At 63.4% G+C, this 17,173-nt stretch carries 18 protein-coding genes and 1 tRNA gene; 8 read left to right on the top strand and 11 right to left on the bottom strand.

The annotated features are described in order from the left end of the window. Window positions 1–27: 27 nt before the first annotated feature. A complete protein-coding gene (locus tag TSA1_RS24945; RefSeq protein WP_100178645.1) occupies window positions 28–1,140 on the top strand; it encodes a tetratricopeptide repeat protein in 1,113 nt (370 codons plus the stop codon). 400 nt (window positions 1,141–1,540) lie between these two features. Here the strand turns inward: TSA1_RS24945 and TSA1_RS24940 are convergent, their stop codons facing one another. From TSA1_RS24940 to TSA1_RS24905, 8 genes are all read right to left on the bottom strand, one after another. Next, window positions 1,541–1,813, bottom strand: coding sequence for a BQ00720 family protein (locus tag TSA1_RS24940; protein ID WP_100178644.1), 273 nt, complete (start codon window positions 1,811–1,813; stop codon window positions 1,541–1,543). A 50-nt stretch (window positions 1,814–1,863) separates the two neighbouring features. Continuing rightward, window positions 1,864–2,289 (bottom strand): Hsp20 family protein, encoded by a 426-nt coding sequence (locus tag TSA1_RS24935; RefSeq protein ID WP_028139463.1) that lies wholly within the window; start codon window positions 2,287–2,289, stop codon window positions 1,864–1,866. A 329-nt stretch (window positions 2,290–2,618) separates the two neighbouring features. Beyond that, window positions 2,619–3,707 carry a sn-glycerol-3-phosphate import ATP-binding protein UgpC gene (locus TSA1_RS24930; RefSeq protein WP_100178643.1) on the bottom strand — a complete coding sequence of 363 codons (1,089 nt, stop codon included), beginning with the start codon at window positions 3,705–3,707 and terminating at the stop codon, window positions 2,619–2,621. 13 nt (window positions 3,708–3,720) lie between these two features. Then, window positions 3,721–4,569: a sn-glycerol-3-phosphate ABC transporter permease UgpE gene (ugpE, locus tag TSA1_RS24925; protein ID WP_100178642.1), complete on the bottom strand. Its 849-nt coding sequence runs from the start codon at window positions 4,567–4,569 to the stop codon at window positions 3,721–3,723. After that, window positions 4,569–5,450, bottom strand: a complete 882-nt coding sequence (gene ugpA / locus TSA1_RS24920) for a sn-glycerol-3-phosphate ABC transporter permease UgpA (protein WP_100178641.1) — start codon at window positions 5,448–5,450, stop codon at window positions 4,569–4,571. Before ugpA ends, ugpE begins: the two co-directional genes overlap by 1 nt. 45 nt (window positions 5,451–5,495) lie before the next feature. Beyond that, window positions 5,496–6,812, bottom strand: a complete 1,317-nt coding sequence (gene ugpB, locus TSA1_RS24915) for a sn-glycerol-3-phosphate ABC transporter substrate-binding protein UgpB (protein ID WP_100178640.1) — start codon at window positions 6,810–6,812, stop codon at window positions 5,496–5,498. 299 nt (window positions 6,813–7,111) lie between these two features. Next, entirely contained in the window at window positions 7,112–8,332 is a 1,221-nt protein-coding gene (locus tag TSA1_RS24910; RefSeq protein ID WP_100178639.1) for a CaiB/BaiF CoA transferase family protein, read from the bottom strand. 176 nt (window positions 8,333–8,508) lie between these two features. Continuing rightward, window positions 8,509–8,934: an organic hydroperoxide resistance protein gene (locus tag TSA1_RS24905; protein WP_018645071.1), complete on the bottom strand. Its 426-nt coding sequence runs from the start codon at window positions 8,932–8,934 to the stop codon at window positions 8,509–8,511. A gap of 153 nt (window positions 8,935–9,087) precedes the next feature. On the opposite strand from TSA1_RS24905, the gene TSA1_RS24900 reads away from it, so the two are divergent. Further along, window positions 9,088–9,549 (top strand): MarR family winged helix-turn-helix transcriptional regulator, encoded by a 462-nt coding sequence (locus TSA1_RS24900; protein WP_100178638.1) that lies wholly within the window; start codon window positions 9,088–9,090, stop codon window positions 9,547–9,549. 4 nt (window positions 9,550–9,553) lie between these two features. Here the strand turns inward: TSA1_RS24900 and TSA1_RS24895 are convergent, their stop codons facing one another. The 3 genes from TSA1_RS24895 to TSA1_RS24885 form a co-directional block, all read right to left on the bottom strand. After that, the gene (locus TSA1_RS24895) at window positions 9,554–9,790 is read right to left on the bottom strand and encodes a GIY-YIG nuclease family protein (protein ID WP_100178637.1); all 237 of its coding nucleotides are present in this window, start codon (window positions 9,788–9,790) and stop codon (window positions 9,554–9,556) included. 155 nt (window positions 9,791–9,945) lie between these two features. Next, window positions 9,946–10,021, bottom strand: a tRNA-Ala gene (locus tag TSA1_RS24890). 95 nt (window positions 10,022–10,116) lie between these two features. Further along, window positions 10,117–10,527 (bottom strand): TIGR02300 family protein, encoded by a 411-nt coding sequence (locus TSA1_RS24885; protein WP_097663330.1) that lies wholly within the window; start codon window positions 10,525–10,527, stop codon window positions 10,117–10,119. 160 nt (window positions 10,528–10,687) lie between these two features. On the opposite strand from TSA1_RS24885, the gene aroA reads away from it, so the two are divergent. The 6 genes from aroA (at window position 10,688) to sppA (ending at window position 17,010) form a co-directional block, all read left to right on the top strand. After that, on the top strand, window positions 10,688–12,025 hold the full coding sequence (aroA, locus tag TSA1_RS24880; RefSeq protein ID WP_100178636.1) for a 3-phosphoshikimate 1-carboxyvinyltransferase: 1,338 nt from the start codon (window positions 10,688–10,690) through the stop codon (window positions 12,023–12,025). A 10-nt stretch (window positions 12,026–12,035) separates the two neighbouring features. Continuing rightward, window positions 12,036–12,641 (top strand): hypothetical protein, encoded by a 606-nt coding sequence (locus TSA1_RS24875; RefSeq protein WP_100178635.1) that lies wholly within the window; start codon window positions 12,036–12,038, stop codon window positions 12,639–12,641. Then, window positions 12,619–13,026 carry a hypothetical protein gene (locus tag TSA1_RS24870; RefSeq protein ID WP_100178634.1) on the top strand — a complete coding sequence of 136 codons (408 nt, stop codon included), beginning with the start codon at window positions 12,619–12,621 and terminating at the stop codon, window positions 13,024–13,026. Before TSA1_RS24875 ends, TSA1_RS24870 begins: the two co-directional genes overlap by 23 nt. Window positions 13,027–13,031: 5 nt before the next feature. Beyond that, a complete protein-coding gene (gene cmk, locus TSA1_RS24865) occupies window positions 13,032–13,670 on the top strand; it encodes a (d)CMP kinase (protein ID WP_100181317.1) in 639 nt (212 codons plus the stop codon). 268 nt (window positions 13,671–13,938) lie between these two features. Continuing rightward, window positions 13,939–15,645 carry a 30S ribosomal protein S1 gene (rpsA, locus tag TSA1_RS24860; RefSeq protein ID WP_100178633.1) on the top strand — a complete coding sequence of 569 codons (1,707 nt, stop codon included), beginning with the start codon at window positions 13,939–13,941 and terminating at the stop codon, window positions 15,643–15,645. Between the two features lie 384 nt (window positions 15,646–16,029). Next, a complete protein-coding gene (gene sppA, locus TSA1_RS24855; RefSeq protein ID WP_100178632.1) occupies window positions 16,030–17,010 on the top strand; it encodes a signal peptide peptidase SppA in 981 nt (326 codons plus the stop codon). Window positions 17,011–17,173 lie beyond the last annotated feature (163 nt).

Below are 17,173 nucleotides of genomic sequence, written 5' to 3'. Positions count from 1 at the left end.
TACGGATTCAGCGCAGGATTCTGAGACATGATTTGCGCTTCGATCGGCCGGGTTTTCGGTCTGCTTTGCTCCGTCACCATTGCCGCCACGGCGGTGGCCCTCGCCGACGAGGCGGCCAACGACCGCGTCATCGCGGAGAAGACCGGGATCATCGCGGCCGATCCGGCCAACGCAGCCGCTTACGAGCTGCGCGGGGAAGCCTGGTACCTCAAGCGGGACTGGAATCGCGCCTTCGAGGATTGCGGCGCTGCGATCCGGATCGATCCGAATTTCGGACGGGCCTATCATTGCCGCGGCCGCGCCTATTCCGCCAAAGGGGACCGTGACCACGCGATGGCCGACTACAACGAGGCCATTCGTCTCGATCCGGGTTACGGAGCGTCCTATGCCTCGCGCGCCGAGGAATATTTCAACAGGCGTGATTACGATCTCGCGATCTCGGGCTTCACCGATGCGATCGAACGCAGCCCCAGGCAGGCTTACCGTGCGCTGGTCAAGCGAGGAGAGGTGTACGCCGCGAAGGGCGACACCGAGCGAGCCGTCGCCGACTACAGCGAGGCGATGCAGCGCAATCCAGCCGCAGCCTTGCCCTACGAGTTGCGGAGCACCATTCGTCTCGCCAAGGGTGACATTGATGCGGCTCTCGCTGACTGTGAGAGTGCCGTCCGTCTGGAGCCCGCAAGTGCCGGCGGCCACTATTGCCGGGCCATGGTGTTCCTGAAGAAGGACGATGTCGACGGCACTATCCGGGAGCTGGATGACGTCACCAGGATCCTGCCATCCTTCGAGAGAGCCTATGTCATTCGCGCCGTGGCTCTGCACAGGAAGGGCGACGACAAGCGTGCTCTGGCAGATCTGGACGAAGCACTTCGATTGCAGCCCGGGAATGTGGAGGCCTATCGCAATCGTGCGGGCGTGTTTCGGGATATCGGACAGTACGATCGCGCACTCGCCGACTACAAGGAGGCGATCCGGCTCGATCCGAACAACCAGGTCACCCTGGCCAGTCGCGGCCTGCTCTACATGATGATGTCAGATCCAAAACAAGCGCGCGCCGATTTCAACAGCGTGCTCGCGCTGCCGCCGGCCGACAAATGGGCCGTGGACACCGCGCGCGAGGGACTGGGTTTGCTGAAATGATGAGAGTGGGGAGCATATCTTCGCGCTCGTGCCCCGGACGCAGCGCAGCGCTTCTTCAGCGGTGCGCTGCAGAGCCGGGGCCCATGTCTCCATAGCGCTCGTGTTGCCTCCTGGATCCCGGCTCTGCGCAGCAGCGTTGCACGCTGCAGCGCGTCCGGGACACGGGAGTTGCGTGTGCCGTAGCCTCACACTCCGTCATTGCGAGGAGCGCTTGTGACCAAGCAATCCAGAACCTTTCCACGGAGGGATTCTGGATTGCTTCCGACTTCGTCAAGGCTTCGGCGGACAAGTCACTGCGGCCGCAATGACGATGCAGCAGCGTCATCGCCAAAATTAAAACGGGCACGCCTTCACCTGAAGGCATGCCCGTCAAAACTCTCTTCGTGCGACGCGCGTGCGCTCAGTGCACGCTGACGGCTTGCAGCTCGTTGCTCCAGGCGTTGGCGATCGCGGCTTCGCGGCTGTCGGTCAGCATGATCGGCGTGCCGTCTGCGGCGTGGAGCGCGAAGAGCTTGAGGCCCGGCGCGATTTTCGGCGCTTCCGGAAACAGGCCCGGCACGTCTTCCGAGCGGATCTGCTTCACATAGGCGATATGGCCTTCGCCGAGGGTTGCCAGCGTCTCGGGCGAGACGGCCTTGGCTTCGTATTCGAACGCAACGTGACCTTCACTCATGGTCTCGACTCCTCTGGAACACTAAGCGGTCGAGTCCGCTACTCGTTCCATTATTCGTGCTCATTGATAGCGATTGTCTTAACGATCCTCTCCGGTTCAGGCCGGGCCAGGTCGATCGACAACAACCCGTTCTTCAGATCCGCACCCAGCACCAGCATCCCCTCCGCCAGCACGAAGGTGCGCTGGAAGTGGCGCGCGGCGATGCCGCGATGGATGTATTGCCGGGTCTTGTCGTCCTGCTGACGCCCGCGGATCACGAGCTGGTTTTCCTCAATGGTTACATCGAGTTGGTCGCGGGTGAATCCGGCGACCGCCAGCGTGATGCGTAAGCGCTCGGGCTGGCCGTCCGCGCCGCCACACCTCTCGATATTGTAGGGAGGGTAGCCGTCGGCGCCTTTGACGACGCGATCGAGCACGCGCTCAATCTCGTCGAAGCCCAGAAGGAACGGACTGGATAACGTGGGAACACGAGACATAGTTTACAAAGTCCTCGCAGAAGCGACTTTGGTGTGTCGGGGCCCGCAAGTGGCACCCCTTGATCAGCAATATGGGCACGTTCCCGTGTTGGTTCAAGGACGTAGCGGGGGGAGCTGTGGATGGGGAGCGCCGGCCGCGCCGGTCCGTTCTTGCCATCGCTGAGGTGTCAGCCATGTCTCCGAACGCTTGGCAGAGATTTCCTTCAGGCTGAGTCGACCAGCGCAGGAGCGACGATTTTCCGTCGCCAATTTCCTCAACGAAAACAATGCCCCTTCTACTGTGCATGGGGTTGTTTTCGCAATTTTGGTTTGGGAGGCTTCGGAAGCCCTCAGGCCTCGAGCCGCGTCCGCCCATCGCCGCTGAACAGATGCAGCTTCTGGCGAACAGCCGCGACCCGGATTTTCGCGCCGATGGCGGGCGCCTCGGTTCCGGGAATGCGCACGATGATCTCGCCGGGCGGCAGTTCGCCGGGTGTGGCGGCGACACGTTGCTCTTCCTGCTCGCGGGAGCCATAGACGAAGGTCTCGGCGCCGACGCGCTCGATCGCCTCCACGGTGAGCGGCAAGGCGACGCCGCCATCCGGGGTCTGGTCGGTGATGACGAAGTCTTCCGGGCGGATGCCGAGGATGCCGGCGTCGGCCGCGTTGCTGCCGGCCAGCTGCGAGCGGATCTCCTCGGGCCGCGTCGACATCAGATTCATCGGGGGAGCGCCGATGAAGGAGGCGACGAAGGTGGTCGCCGGCTTCTCGTAGATCGCCAGGGGATTGCCGATCTGCTCGACCTGGCCGCCGTTCATCACGACCAGGATGTCGGCCAGCGTCATGGCTTCGAGCTGGTCGTGGGTGACGTAGATCGACGTGGTGTTGAGCCGGCGCTGCAATTTGCGGATCTCGACCCGCATCGCGATGCGGAGTTTCGCGTCGAGGTTCGACAGTGGCTCGTCGAACAGGAACACCTTCGGCTGGCGCACGATGGCGCGGCCCATGGCGACGCGCTGACGCTGGCCGCCGGAGAGCTGGCGCGGCTTGCGCTCCAGCATCGACGACAGCTCGAGCACGCGTGCGGCTTCCTCGACGCGGGTCTTGATCTCGGCCTCGGCCATGCCGCGGTTGCGCAGGCCGTAGGCCATGTTGTTGTAGACGCTCATATGCGGATAGAGCGCGTAGTTCTGGAACACCATCGCGATGTCGCGATCGGCGGGCTCGATCTGGTTGACGATGCGGCCGCCGATGTCGATCTCGCCGCCGGTGACGGTCTCGAGGCCCGCAACCATGCGCAGCAGTGTGGACTTGCCGCAGCCGGAGGGGCCGACCAGCACGCAAAACTGTCCGTCGCCGACATCGACGTCGACGCCCTTGATGGCCTCGAAGCCGCCGGGATAGGTCTTGCGGACGTTGCGCAGGGTGACGTTAGCCATGAAAACTCGCTTCTTACTTTTCCGTCTCGACCAGACCGCGCACGAACAATTTCTGCATCACGACGACGACGAAGACCGGCGGCAGCATCGCCAGCACGGCGGTCGCCATCACGATCGGCCATTCGGTCAGCGCGTCGGTGGTGGTGATCATCTTGCGGATGCCGACCTGGATGGTCTGCATGTCGTCGCGGGTGGTGATGAGCAATGGCCAGAGATACTGGTTCCAGCCGAGGATGAACAGGATCACGAACAGCGCCGCCATGTTGGTGCGCGACAGCGGCAGCAGCGTATCCCAGAAGAAGCGCAAAGGACCTGCGCCGTCGATGCGCGAGGCCTCCAGCAGCTCGTCCGGCACGGTCATGAAGAATTGCCGGAACAGCAGCGTCGCGGTGGCCGAGGCGATCAGCGGCAGCGCGAGGCCCGCATAGCTGTCGAGCATGTGCAGATCGGCGACGATCTTGTAGGTCGGATAGATGCGGACCTCGACCGGCAGCATCAAGGTGATGAAGATGATCCAGAAGATCGGCATCCGCAGCGGAAAGCGAAAATACACGATCGCATAGGCCGAGATGATCGAGATCGCGATCTTGCCGACCGCGATCAAGAGCGCCATCACCAGCGAGTTCAGCATCATGTTGCCGACCGGCTCGCGGGTCGAGCCGCTCGTGCCGACGAAGATGGTCTGGTAGTAGGTCTCGAAGAAATGACCGCCGGGCAGTAGCGACATCTGCCCGTTCGCGATCAGCGCGTTGTCCTGGGTCGAGGCGACGATCGCGATGTAGACGGGAAACGCGACGATCGCGATTCCGATCCAGAGAATGAAATGGGCGACGTAGCGCCGAATGCCCTCGTCCTCGACCATCAGTAGGTCACCTTGCGTTCGACGAAGCGGAACTGGATTCCCGTGAGCACGATCACCATGATCATCAGGATCACCGATTGCGCCGCGGAGCTGCCGAGATTGCCGCCGAGCAGGCCGTCGGAATAGACCTTGTAGACCAGCGTCTCCGTCGACTTGCCGGGACCGCCGCGGGTCATGGTGTCGATGATGCCGAAGGTGTCGAAGAAGGCGTACACGATGTTGACGACCAGCAGGAAGAAGATGGTCGGCGAGAGCAGCGGGAAGGTCACGGTCCAGAACCGGCGCATCGGACGCGCGCCGTCGATCGCGGCGGCCTCGAGCACGCTCTTCGGGATGGCTTGCAGGCCCGCGAGGAAGAACAGGAAATTGTAGGAGATCTGCTTCCAGGCGGCGGCGAGGATGATCAGGCTGGCGGCCTGGTCGCCGTCGAGCAGCGGATTCCAGTCGATCCCGGCAGCGCGCAAATAGCGCGAGATCACACCGAGCGAGGGATGCAGCATGAAGATCCAGAGCACGCCGACGACCGGCGGCGCAACCGCATAGGGCCAGATCAGAAGCGTGCGATAGAGCGTCGATCCGCGCAGCGGCTTGTCCGCCATGACGGCGAGCAGCAGCGCGACGGACAGCGACGAGACCGCGATGGCGAATGAGAAGAAGAAGGTCCGCAGGATCGATTCGAAATAGGCGGGATCCCTGAACAGCTCGATGTAATTGTCGAACCAGACGAAGCTCGTCGACAGACCGAAGGCGTCCTGCAGCAGGAAGGACTGGATCACCGCCTGCAGGGCGGGCCAATAGAAGAAAATCAGGACGATCGCGAGCTGCGGCGCAACCAGCGCGTAAGGCAATAGCTTCGATTGGAAAATGGCTTGCTTTTGCATGATGGACGGCACCGGCAGGCCGCGTGGCCTGCCGGCGCCTTCGCCTTATTTTACGGCGGTCTTTTCGAACTGGCGCAGCATGGTGTTGCCGCGCTCGACGGCGGCATCCAGCGCCTGCTTGGCGGTCTTCTTGCCGGCCAGCGCCTGCTCGATCTCCTCCGACCAGACGTCACGCAGCTGAACCATGTTGCCAAGGCGCAGGCCGCGCGAATTCTCGGTCGGCTCCTTGTTGGTCAGCTCGAGCAGCGGGGTCTCGAGATAGGGCTGATCCTTGTAGAAGCCCTCGGCCTTGGCCTTCTCGTACGCCGCCTTGGTGATCGGCAGGTAGCCCGAGGCCTTGTGGATGTAGACTTGGCGATCGGTGTCCGAGAGGAAGCTCAGGAACTTGGCGACGCCCTTGTAGTCGTCGGCCGGCTTGCCGCCCATCACCCAGAGCGAAGCACCGCCGATGATCGAGTTCTGCGGCGCGCCCTTGACGTCCGGATAATACGGCATCGGCACGGCGGTGAAGTTGAACTTGGCCTGCGCCTTGACGTTGCCGAAGAACGCCGAGGAGGTCAGGTAGAGCGGGCATTCACCCGAGGTGAAGCGGCCTTCGCCGGTGTTGGTACGGCCGGCATAGTCGTAGGTCTTGTCCTTCTGCAGCTCGACCAGCTTCTCGAGATGCTTGACCTGCAGCGGGCCGTTGAATTCGAGCACGGTGTCGAAGCCGTCGAGGCCGTTGGCCTTGGTCGAGAGCGGCACGTTGTGCCAGGCCGAGAGCTGCTCGAGATTGACCCAGGTCACCCACGAGTTGGAGAAGCCGCAGGTCGCATGGCCGTTGTCATGGAGCTTCTTGGCCGCGGCGAAAACGTCGGGCCAGGTCTTGGGGATCTCGACATTGGCCTTCTTGAGCTCGTCGAGGTTGACCCACATGACGGTCGACGACGAGTTGAACGGGAACGACAGCATCTCGCCCTTCGAGGTCGAGTAATAGCCGGTGATCGCGGGCAGATAGGCTTTCGGATCGAACTTCTCGCCGGTCTCGGCCATCAGCTTGTAGACAGGCTTCACGGCGCCGGTCGCGGCCATCATGGTCGCGGTGCCGACCTCGAACACCTGCATGATGTGCGGGGCGTTGCCGGCGCGGAACGCCGCGATGCCCGCGTTCATCGTGTCGGCGTAGTTGCCCTTGTAGGTGGGGATCACCTTGTAGTCGCTCTGCGCTGCGTTGAAGTCGTTGGCGAGCTTGACGATGACGTCGTTGTTGGCGCCGGTCATCGCGTGCCACCACTGGATTTCCGTCGCGGCCAGCGCCGGCGCTGCGCCGAGACCAAACGTGAGTGCCACAGCAGCGGCCGTGCCAAAATGTCGAAGAGCCATCAAGAAAACCTCCCTTGCCCGTCACTAAAGAAGCGCTTGCGCTAGCAGCGCCATATGACGTTCACATGACTGTGTAAGCGGGAGAAACGAAAGCAGCAAGCGCTGCCAAATGGGAAGTCGTCAAATAGGCGAAGACGAAGCGGGCAGCCTGCCCCGTTCGCGGTGCACTATCGTGCCCGCGCCGCAGTGCGGCATTATGCATGGATAAGCGACGTTCGGGCCACAGGCTCGAAACCCTCTCCCGCTTGCTTGCGGGAGAGGGAGCACACCTACCCCTGGCGCTCGATTCTCTTCTTGCCTCAGCGCTTGCGCTCGGGGCCGCAGACCGTGCCCTTTTCGACCATCGCGTCGATCTCGGCCTTGGAGTAGCCGAACTCGCCCAGCACTTCCGCCGAGTGCTGGCTGAATTTCGGCGGCAGCCGGCGCAGGCTCGGCTTGCTGCGGTCGAGCCGGATCGGTGACGCCACGCCCTTGTACCAGTCCTTCTCGATAATATCGCCGCGCGCGATCGTGTGCGGGTTCGTCAACGCCTGGTCGATCTTCTGCACGGGCCCTGCGGGCAGGCCCGCGGCCAGCAGGCGATTGCACAGCGGCTCGGCCTCGTGCTGGCTGAACACCGCGGCGAGCTCGGCGCGCAGCGCCTCGCGGTTGGCGATGCGGTCCTTGTTGCGGGCAAAGCGCGGGTCGGTGCCGAGCTCGGGCTTGCCGATCTCCTTGGCGAGCTTGCGGAAGGTGCCGTCATTGCCGACGCCGATGAAGATGTTGTCGGTCTTGGTCGGGAAGATCGCATAAGGCACGAGATTGGGATGCTCGTTGCCGGTGAGCGAGGGCGGCTTGCCATGCATGAAGTAGTTCGCGGTGTGCGGATGCATGATGGCAAGGCCGGTCTCGTACAGCGTCGTCTCCAGGAACTGGCCCTTGCCGGAACGCTGCCGCTCCGACAGCGCCATCAGGATGCCGATCGCCGCATAGAGGCCGGTGCCGATGTCGACCAGCGGCACGCCGATCCGCATCGGCCCGCTCTCCGGCGAGCCGGTCGCCGCGATCATGCCGGTCATGGCCTGGATGATGGCGTCATAGCCGGGATTGCCGCCGCGCGGGCCGTCGGCGCCGAAGCCGCAGATCCGGCAATGCACGAGACGCGGGAATTTCTGGCTGAGCACATCGTTGCCGATGCCCCATTTCTCCAGCGTGCCCGGCTTGAAGTTCTCGATCAGGACGTCGGCCGTTTCCAGCATCTTGAGCAGCACGATGCGCCCGCCCTCGGAGGCGAGGTCGAGGCCGATCGATCGCTTGTTGCGGTTGATGCCGATGAAATAGGCCGCGTCCTCGTCGTGGAAGGGAGGGCCCCAGTCGCGCACCTCGTCACCGGCAGGCGGCTCGACCTTGATCACGTCGGCGCCGTGATCGGCGAGGATCTGGGTGCAGTAGGGACCGCCGAGCACGCGCGTGAGATCGATGACGCGCAATCCGCTCATGGCACCCAAAACAGCTTCAGAACCCGCGGCTTCAGAACTCATGCCTTCGCTTCCCCTGTGTCGACATTTCGTCACAGGCCTAGCGAGGTTTGTTTGCGCCAGCAATGGTCTGCCGCGTAGGGCCGCATGCGCCGCCGCCGCGCAATCCCGCGATGTGGGAAATCAACGGAAGCGGCCGGCCCGAGGGGGATCCCGGGCCAGCCAATCCGCCGTTCCGATCAGACGACCGTCAGGCGAACGTCGACATTGCCGCGCGTGGCGTTGGAGTAGGGGCACACCTGGTGCGCCTTGGCGACCAGCGCTTCGGCCTCAGCGCGGGCGAGGCCCGGCAGCGAGACCGCGAGGTCGATATCGAGGCCGAAGCCGCCTTCGGAGCGCGGGCCGATGCCGACGGTCGAGGTGACGGAGGCGTCCGCGGGAACCTTGGGGCCGCCCTGCGAGGCCACGAACTTCATCGCGCCGATGAAGCAGGCGGCATAGCCGGCCGCAAACAGCTGCTCGGGATTGTTGCCGGCGCCGCCACCGCCGCCGAGCTCCTTCGGCGTGGTGAGCTTGACGTCGAGCGCGCCGTCGAGGGTTGCAGCATGGCCGTCGCGGCCGCCGGTGGCCTTGGCGCTGGTCTTGTAGAGGACGTTCACGGACATTGTCGTCTCCCTTGGGTTTCGATGGGGTGCGATCCATATCGCAAACAATTAGATTGTGCGCAATTGAAATTCCCTGGTCTCACATTTAATTGTTCGCAATTGAATGTGCCGGCGCGCGGCGCCAGAATGAGACAGGTCCTTTAGAGATTCCCCATGCCTCGAAAATCATCGGCAGCGGACGCGCCGCTGCGGCTCGACAACCAGATCTGCTTTGCGGTCTATTCGGCCGCGCATGCCTTCAACCGCGTCTACAAGCCGCTTCTGGACCGGCTCGGCCTGACCTATCCGCAATATCTGGTGATGCTGGTGCTGTGGGAACGCGACGACGTTCCGGTCAAGGACATCGGCGAGCGGCTGTTCCTGGATTCGGGCACGCTGACGCCGCTGCTCAAGCGGCTGGAGGCGGCCCATCTCGTCAAGCGCACGCGTTCCAGCGAGGACGAGCGCCAGGTGCTGATCGCGCTGACGGCGCAGGGCCATGCCCTGAAGGAAAAGGCTCGCGCCGTGCCGCAATCGATCCTGGCGGCGTCGGACTGCTCGGTGTCGGAGCTGGTCGCGATCAAGGACGAGATCGTCGCGCTGAGGGATCGGCTGAATGCGGTGATCGGGGAGTAGGGGGTTAGAGGCGCTTCTTGGCGAAGGCGCGGCCGGATGCTGACTTCAGGTACTTCTCGAATGCGACGGCCTGTTTCTCGTTACTGAAGGCGATGTAAGTCTTGATGCGCCATGGCCCGTATTTCGAGGTATGTGGCACCTCGCCGGCATTGTGCTTTGCAAGCCGGGCTCGAAGGTCGTCGGTGATGCCGATATAGAAGTGGAGCGAATCGAGGCTTTCGAGGATGTAGACGTACTTCATGGCGGATCGTCTCCGCCTTTCAGCCTATTGGATACGCATACGCTTGCCGAGGCCCGGCTTCGCCCTCCGGGCTACGCCGCGGCAGCCCTCGCTAGCTTCGCTACGATAGAGCGGAGCTGGCTTGCCGAGCCGAAGCTCGCGAAGCGAGCGAAGGCTGGTGGAGCCAGGCGGGATCGAACCGCCGACCTCTTGCATGCCATGCAAGCGCTCTCCCAGCTGAGCTATGGCCCCTTAGTCCTTAACCGGCGTGAACCTGGTTGATCACCCCGGACCGGCGAGCCTTCCGACTCGCGCGGTGCACCCTTTTTCACAGATCTGGGCTGATCTCAAGTCTCTTCATCACCTCCGACATCACCAATGATGTCGGTCACGTCCTCATCGCCCTCTTCCTCGTCGGCAATGAAGGTCGAATCATCGTCATCGTCGTCGTCGAGGGTCTCATCGACCTCGATATCGTCCTCGGACTCGGGCACGACGGCCTTGACCTTGCCGGTGTTCTCCTCGGCATCGGCCTCCTCAAGGGAGACCAACTCTTCGGCCTCTGCCGGCTCCGGCGTGGCATCCGCCGTCGCCGCGTGCCGGGCTTCGGCGCCGCGGGGCACGCGGGCTGGCGCCACGGGCGCGATCGGCACGACTTCGCCGGTATAGGGCGAGATCACCGGATTCTTGTTGAGGTCGTAGAACTTCTTGCCCGTGGTCGGGCAAATACGTTTGGTTCCGAGTTCTGACTTGGCCACGGCAGGAATCCTGGGAATGTCTGAAAAGCGGTGCTTCACTTGGCTAGTTGGCGGCCCGCTGTCAATAGCGCATTACGGGAGAACGACATGCCCGTGACGGGGCCCGGACCATGTGGTACCTGCCCCCCAGCCCCTCGCGGGTGAATCCAAGGACACAATCGTGACCCATTCCGACCAAACCAGGCCGCTCCAGTCGCGTGCCAGCGGTCCCCTGACCGGGAAAGTACGGGTCCCCGGGGACAAGTCGATCTCCCACCGTGCCCTGATCCTGGGCGCGCTCGCGGTCGGTGAAACCAGGATTTCGGGGCTCCTTGAGGGCGAAGACGTCCTCAATACGGCCAAATCCATGCAGGCCTTGGGCGCCAGGGTCGAGCGCACCGGCGATTTCGCATGGAAGGTCAATGGCGTGGGTGTCGCCGGCTTCGCCCCACCCAAGGCGCCGCTCGATTTCGGCAACTCCGGCACCGGCTGCCGGCTGGTGATGGGTGCCGTCGCCGGCTGCCCGATCTCGGCGGTTTTCGACGGTGACGCCTCGCTTCGCAGCCGTCCCATGCGCCGGATCCTCGATCCGCTGGAAAAGATGGGCGCGAAGGTCATTTCAGGTGGCGAGGGCGGCCGTCTGCCCCTGACCCTCCAGGGCGCGCGCGATCCACTGCCGATCGTCTACACGACCCCGGTTGCCTCGGCCCAGATCAAGTCGGCGGTGCTGCTGGCGGGCCTCGCCGCCCCCGGCACCACGACTGTGATCGAGACCGAAGCCAGCCGCGACCACACCGAGCTGATGCTGAAACATTTTGGTGCCGACATCTCCTCCGCGCAGGAAGGCACGCATGGCCGCCGTATCACGCTCAAAGGCCAGCCCGAGCTGCACGGCGCCACCGTGGTGGTGCCGGCCGATCCCTCCTCGGCGGCCTTCCCGGTGGTCGCAGCGCTGATCGTCGAGGGCTCGGATGTCGTCCTGTCCGACGTCATGACCAATCCGCTGCGCACCGGCCTGTTCACCACCCTGCGCGAAATGGGCGCCTCGATCGAGGAGAGCGAGGCGCGCGGCGACGCCGGCGAACCGATGGCGCGCTTGCGCGTGCGCGCCTCGAAATTGCGCGGGGTCGAGGTGCCGCCGGAGCGTGCGCCCTCGATGATCGACGAATATCTGGTGCTGGCAGTGGCGGCGTCCTTCGCCGAGGGCACCACCATCATGCGCGGCCTGCACGAGCTGCGCGTCAAGGAATCCGACCGCCTGGAGGCCACCGCCGCCATGCTGCGCGTCAACGGCGTGAAGGTCGAGGTCTCCGGCGACGACCTGATCGTCGAGGGCCGCGGTCACGTTCCCGGCGGCGGCACCGTCGCCACCCACATGGACCATCGCATCGCGATGTCCGCGCTGGTGATGGGCTGCGCCTCCGACCAGCCGGTGAGCGTCGACGACACCGCCTTCATCGCCACCAGTTTCCCGGATTTCATTCCGATGATGCGTTCGCTAGGGGCCGAGTTTTCATGAGGCCGCGGCCATGAGCGAAGCCTTCGACCGCGAGGCCTTGCTGGACGCTTTCGATTCGATCGGCCGCGCTGCGGCCGACGCCGGAACCAAGCTTCAGATCGCGGTCTATGGCGGCTCCGCCCTCATGCTCGCCAGTAATTTCCGCTTTGCGACGGAAGATGTCGACGTCTCGAAGCTCGAGCATCCGCTGCCGGATTGGCTGAAGCGGATAACAGCCGAACTTGCCGCGCGGAATGGATGGGACGCCGACTGGTTCAACGATCAGGTCGTATTTCATCTCAGCCCTCTGGCCGATCGCGCCGCCGATCACCTCGAATTCGGTACTTTCCCGCGTGATGGCACGTCACCGGGGCTTGAGGTTTCCGTGCCCTCGGCTGCATATCTTCTGGCATTGAAATTGAAGGCTTTCCGGATCACGGATCCCGTTCGCGGAGAGACGGAGCGGCTGGACATTCTGAACTTGATGAAAGTCGTCGGAATCTCGACTGTTGAGGAAGCCATCGCTTTGCTAGGCCGATATTTTCCGGTGAGTGCGGCGTCCTCGGAGAAGCAACACTTCTTGTTGAAGAACATGGATCTCGGGGGAGGAGCGGATGCGCCCAAATACCCTCGCTGAAGCCGTCGACCGCATTCGCGCCGGCGCGCCGCAGGACGCGACGTTGGCTGAATTCATCGATAGATTCGATCTGGCCGCGACGAGCGTTGCCCAATACGAGACGATCGAGGAGGAGCCGGCGCTGACGCAGAACGAACGGCTCGACGCTCTCGTCGGTGCCATCGCCGAATACCTGGCAAAACAACGTCGTCTTGGCCGGGTGCCGGCCTGGGTCTGCGATCCGGCCCGACGGCTCGCCGAGCCATGGTTCACCGCGTCGTCTCCGTCCGACGCAATGCGCGAATATCTTACTTTTGCGAGCCCTGCGGAGTTCGCGTCGCGCAATATTTTTACCGAAGAGCGGCCATTGCGACGTGCGCGCGGACCGCAGACAGCCAAGGTTTGAGTGACATGATCATCGCCATCGACGGGCCCGCGGCCTCGGGCAAGGGGACGCTCGGCAAGCGTCTCGCGCACCATTACGGCTATCGTCATCTCGATACCGGTGTGATTTACCGCGCGGTGGCTTATGCCCTGATGCAGTCCGGTCACGATCTCCGGGACGAGGAAGCGGCAGTGCAGGCCGCCCTGGAGCTGGATCCGGAAAAGTTCGGTAATCCCGCTCTGAAGACCCAGTTGGCCGGCGAGGGCGCCTCGATCGTTTCCGCGATCCCTCGGGTTCGCGAAGTCCTGCTCAATTTCCAGCGGCAGTTCGCCGCCGATCCCCCCGGGGCGGTGCTGGACGGCCGGGACATTGGAACCGTGATCTGCCCGCATGCCGACGTGAAGATCTTCGTCGTCGCCGATCCAAGAGTCCGGGCGCGCCGCCGGACCATGGAGGCCAAGGCGAGGGGTGAGGAGGCGGACGAGGCGGCCGTGCTCGCCGACATCATCCAGCGCGACGAACGTGACAAAAACCGGCCGATTGCCCCCTTGAAACCCGCCCCGGATGCTTACTTGCTAGATAACTCCCAACTGGATATAGAAGGCGGCGTCCGGGCCGCCATCGACATTATCGAGGCCGTCCGAGCGGGCCGTCCGCGGGGTTAAGCCGTAGACGTCATTGGAGGAAGCGCCCGCTCCCGCTCTTTGAGGTCGATACGTCAGGTCCCCGTTTCGGGACCGGCGCGATCCAGGTTCCGGACATAAAGATTTCCACGTATCGAACGTGCGGGCCCAGCCGGCCCGCTTCCGCTGTTCCGGTCTTTCGACCGGGGCAACGAGCGGTCGCTCGAAGGTTTTGTGGACCTTCCGACACTGCACGGCCGATACGCCCAAAACCCCAACGGCCGGCAAGACATCCGCAACTGGAGAACAAATGGCTTCGACTTCTGCTGATACCTATAGCCCGTCGCGCGACGATTTCGCCGCGATGCTCGACGAGTCCTTCGCAGGTGGCAACCTGCAGGAAAGCTCCGTCGTCAAGGGCAAGGTGGTTGCAATTGAAAAGGACATGGCCGTCATCGACGTCGGCCTGAAGACCGAGGGCCGCGTCGCCCTGCGCGAATTTTCCGGCCCCGGCCGTGACAGTGAACTGAAAGTCGGCGACGAGGTTGAAGTGTTCCTCGATCGCATCGAGAACGCCCTCGGCGAAGCCGTGCTGTCGCGCGACAAGGCGCGCCGCGAAGAGAGCTGGGGCAAGCTCGAGAAGGCGTTCCAGAACAACGAGAAGGTCAACGGCGTCATCTTCAACCAGGTCAAGGGCGGCTTCACCGTCGACCTCGACGGTGCCGTGGCCTTCCTGCCGCGCTCGCAGGTCGACATCCGTCCGATCCGCGACGTTGCGCCGCTGATGAACAACTCGCAGCCGTTCCAGATCCTCAAGATGGACCGCCGCCGCGGCAACATCGTGGTGTCGCGCCGCACGGTTCTCGAAGAGACCCGCGCCGAGCAGCGCCAGGAGCTGGTGCAGAACCTCGAAGAGGGTCAGGTCATCGACGGCGTGGTCAAGAACATCACCGATTACGGTGCGTTCGTCGACCTCGGCGGCATCGACGGTCTGCTGCACGTCACCGACATCGCGTGGCGCCGCGTCAACCACCCGACCGAGGTGCTCTCGATCGGCCAGACCGTGAAGGTCAAGATCATCAAGATCAACCACGAGACGCACCGCATCTCGCTGGGCATGAAGCAGCTGCTGGACGATCCGTGGCAGGGCATCGAAGCCAAGTACCCGCTGGGTGCCCGCTTCACCGGCCGCGTCACCAACATCACCGACTACGGTGCGTTCGTCGAGCTCGAGCCGGGCATCGAAGGCCTGATCCACGTCTCCGAGATGTCGTGGACCAAGAAGAACATGCACCCCGGCAAGATCGTTTCGACCTCGCAGGAAGTCGACGTGCAGGTGCTGGAAGTCGATTCCGTCAAGCGCCGCATCTCGCTCGGCCTCAAGCAGACCATGCGCAACCCCTGGGAGGTCTTCGTCGAAGGTCACCCGACCGGTTCGGTGGTCGAGGGCGAAGTCAAGAACAAGACCGAGTTCGGTCTGTTCCTGGGCCTCGAGGGCGACGTCGACGGCATGGTCCATCTGTCCGACCTCGACTGGAAGCTTCCGGGCGAGCAGGTGATCGATAACTACAAGAAGGGCGACATGGTGAAGGCCGTGGTGCTCGATGTGGACGTCGAGAAGGAGCGCATCTCGCTCGGCATCAAGCAGCTCGAAGGCGACCCCTTCGCCGAGCCGGGCGATGTCAAGAAGGGCGCGGTCGTGACCTGCGAAGTGCTCGAAGTGAAGGAGAGCGGTATCGAGGTGAAGATCACCGGTACCGACTTCTCGACCTTCATCAAGCGCTCCGAGCTCGCCCGTGACCGCAACGACCAGCGCGCCGAGCGCTTCGCCGTCGGCGAGAAGGTCGATGCCCGCGTGATCCAGTTCGACAAGAAGGCCCGCAAGGTCCAGGTGTCGATCAAGGCGCTTGAAGTCGCCGAAGAAAAGGAAGCCATCGCGCAGTACGGCTCCTCCGATTCGGGTGCGACCCTCGGCGACATCCTGGGCACCGCGCTCAAGAACCGCGACAGCAAGTAAGCGAAAGCATTTCGCTGACATCGAAGCCCCGGCGCGAGCCGGGGCTTTTTTGTGTGTGCCGTCTCGAAACTCCGCTGTTGCCCCGGACAGGCGAAACTCATGACAATGCGCAGCATTGTCGGGAGCGGAGCGATGATCCGGGGCCCATACCCACAGGACGTAGTTTGGCGAAAACCAGGAGTGGGCGTCTCGCCTCACACGCCTGCCTGTGGCTATGGATCCCCGCGTTCGCGGGGATGACGACTGAGATGTGTGGCGACGTCTGAGCCTGCACCCGACGGGCCTTGTTTTCTTCAAATTGCGCCGCAATTGATGTATCCAGATAAGCCGTTGGTCACGCCGTGACGGCACAACGCGTCCTGCCTTACATTTGGAGATATTCCGATGTCGCTCGATTCGGACATCATCGTTGATCGCCGCCGGATCCGTCGCAAGCTGACGTTCTGGCGCGTCATGGCTGCGCTGATCTTGATCGCGGCGATTGCAGGCTTTGCGCTGATTGCGACGCCCGGTGCGCGCGGCACTTTTGCATCCGCCGGCTCGATCGCGCGGGTTCATATCGAGGGATTGATCCGCAGCGATTCCGATCGCACGCAGGCGCTGGAGCGGCTGGAGAATTCGCAGGCCGCCGCGGTCATCGTCCACATCAACTCGCCGGGCGGCACCACTGCCGGCTCCGAGCAGCTCTACGACTCGCTCGTCCGGCTGAAAGCGAAGAAGCCGCTCGTCGTCGTGGTCGAGGGTCTGGCTGCCTCCGGCGGCTACATCACCGCGATTGCCAGCGACCACATCATCGCCCAGCAGAGCTCGCTGGTCGGCTCGATCGGCGTGCTGTTCCAATATCCCAACGTCTCCGAGCTGCTGAAGACCGTCGGCGTCAAGGTCGAGGAGGTAAAGTCGTCGCCGCTGAAGGCCGCGCCCAACGGTTTCGAGCCCACCAGTCCCGAAGCACGGGCCGCCCTCGATGCGCTGGTGAAGGATTCCTACGCCTGGTTCAAAGGCCTGGTGAAGGATCGGCGTGGCATGGATGACACGCAGCTCGAAAAAGTTGCCGACGGCCGTGTCTTCACCGGACGCCAGGCGATCGATCTCAAGCTGATCGATCAGCTCGGCGACGAGAAGACGGCAGTGACCTGGCTGGTCGAGCATAAGGGCGTCAAGAAGGGGCTTTCCGTGCGCGACTACAAGCTCCAGCCGCGTTTTGGCGATCTGCCGTTCCTCAAGACGGCCGCTGCCGTCACGCTGGAAGCGCTGGGTTTGGGCTCGATTGCGCATCAAATTGGGCAAACCGGTGTCGCGCAGGCAGTCGATCGGCTCGGAATGGATGGAATGCTGGCGCTGTGGCAGCCGGCTGCGTCAAACTGACCGGAGACGGGCGAGTTCCAGAGGTTTTTCTCGTCTGGCGCGTGCTCGGCCAGCCCGCTTTTTCGGCATTTGTCACGTATTTTCACGACGCTCAACCTTGATTTAGCGTCTTGACAGATCACGGTATTTTCACGGAAATGGTCATCCGCACGCTCCCGGGTCC

Source organism: Bradyrhizobium nitroreducens (assembly GCF_002776695.1).
GTDB classification, from domain to species: domain Bacteria; phylum Pseudomonadota; class Alphaproteobacteria; order Rhizobiales; family Xanthobacteraceae; genus Bradyrhizobium; species Bradyrhizobium nitroreducens.
This window is presented reverse-complemented; position numbering and strand designations above follow the sequence as displayed.

What these genes read in the sequence shown, in the direction of transcription:
- TSA1_RS24935 (WP_028139463.1), bottom strand. Translation starts at nt 2,289, where the DNA reads ATGTCTCGTGTTCCCACGTTATCCAGTCCGTTCCTTCTGGGCTTCGAC.
- rpsA (WP_100178633.1), top strand. Translation starts at nt 13,939, where the DNA reads ATGGCTTCGACTTCTGCTGATACCTATAGCCCGTCGCGCGACGATTTC.
- sppA (WP_100178632.1), top strand. Translation starts at nt 16,030, where the DNA reads ATGTCGCTCGATTCGGACATCATCGTTGATCGCCGCCGGATCCGTCGC.
- TSA1_RS24875 (WP_100178635.1), top strand. Translation starts at nt 12,036, where the DNA reads ATGAGCGAAGCCTTCGACCGCGAGGCCTTGCTGGACGCTTTCGATTCG.
- TSA1_RS24945 (WP_100178645.1), top strand. Translation starts at nt 28, where the DNA reads ATGATTTGCGCTTCGATCGGCCGGGTTTTCGGTCTGCTTTGCTCCGTC.
- TSA1_RS24900 (WP_100178638.1), top strand. Translation starts at nt 9,088, where the DNA reads ATGCCTCGAAAATCATCGGCAGCGGACGCGCCGCTGCGGCTCGACAAC.
- TSA1_RS24870 (WP_100178634.1), top strand. Translation starts at nt 12,619, where the DNA reads ATGCGCCCAAATACCCTCGCTGAAGCCGTCGACCGCATTCGCGCCGGC.
- ugpA (WP_100178641.1), bottom strand. Translation starts at nt 5,450, where the DNA reads ATGCAAAAGCAAGCCATTTTCCAATCGAAGCTATTGCCTTACGCGCTG.
- TSA1_RS24910 (WP_100178639.1), bottom strand. Translation starts at nt 8,332, where the DNA reads ATGAGTTCTGAAGCCGCGGGTTCTGAAGCTGTTTTGGGTGCCATGAGC.
- ugpB (WP_100178640.1), bottom strand. Translation starts at nt 6,812, where the DNA reads ATGGCTCTTCGACATTTTGGCACGGCCGCTGCTGTGGCACTCACGTTT.
- TSA1_RS24905 (WP_018645071.1), bottom strand. Translation starts at nt 8,934, where the DNA reads ATGTCCGTGAACGTCCTCTACAAGACCAGCGCCAAGGCCACCGGCGGC.
- TSA1_RS24940 (WP_100178644.1), bottom strand. Translation starts at nt 1,813, where the DNA reads ATGAGTGAAGGTCACGTTGCGTTCGAATACGAAGCCAAGGCCGTCTCG.
- ugpE (WP_100178642.1), bottom strand. Translation starts at nt 4,569, where the DNA reads ATGGTCGAGGACGAGGGCATTCGGCGCTACGTCGCCCATTTCATTCTC.
- TSA1_RS24895 (WP_100178637.1), bottom strand. Translation starts at nt 9,790, where the DNA reads ATGAAGTACGTCTACATCCTCGAAAGCCTCGATTCGCTCCACTTCTAT.
- cmk (WP_100181317.1), top strand. Translation starts at nt 13,032, where the DNA reads ATGATCATCGCCATCGACGGGCCCGCGGCCTCGGGCAAGGGGACGCTC.
- TSA1_RS24930 (WP_100178643.1), bottom strand. Translation starts at nt 3,707, where the DNA reads ATGGCTAACGTCACCCTGCGCAACGTCCGCAAGACCTATCCCGGCGGC.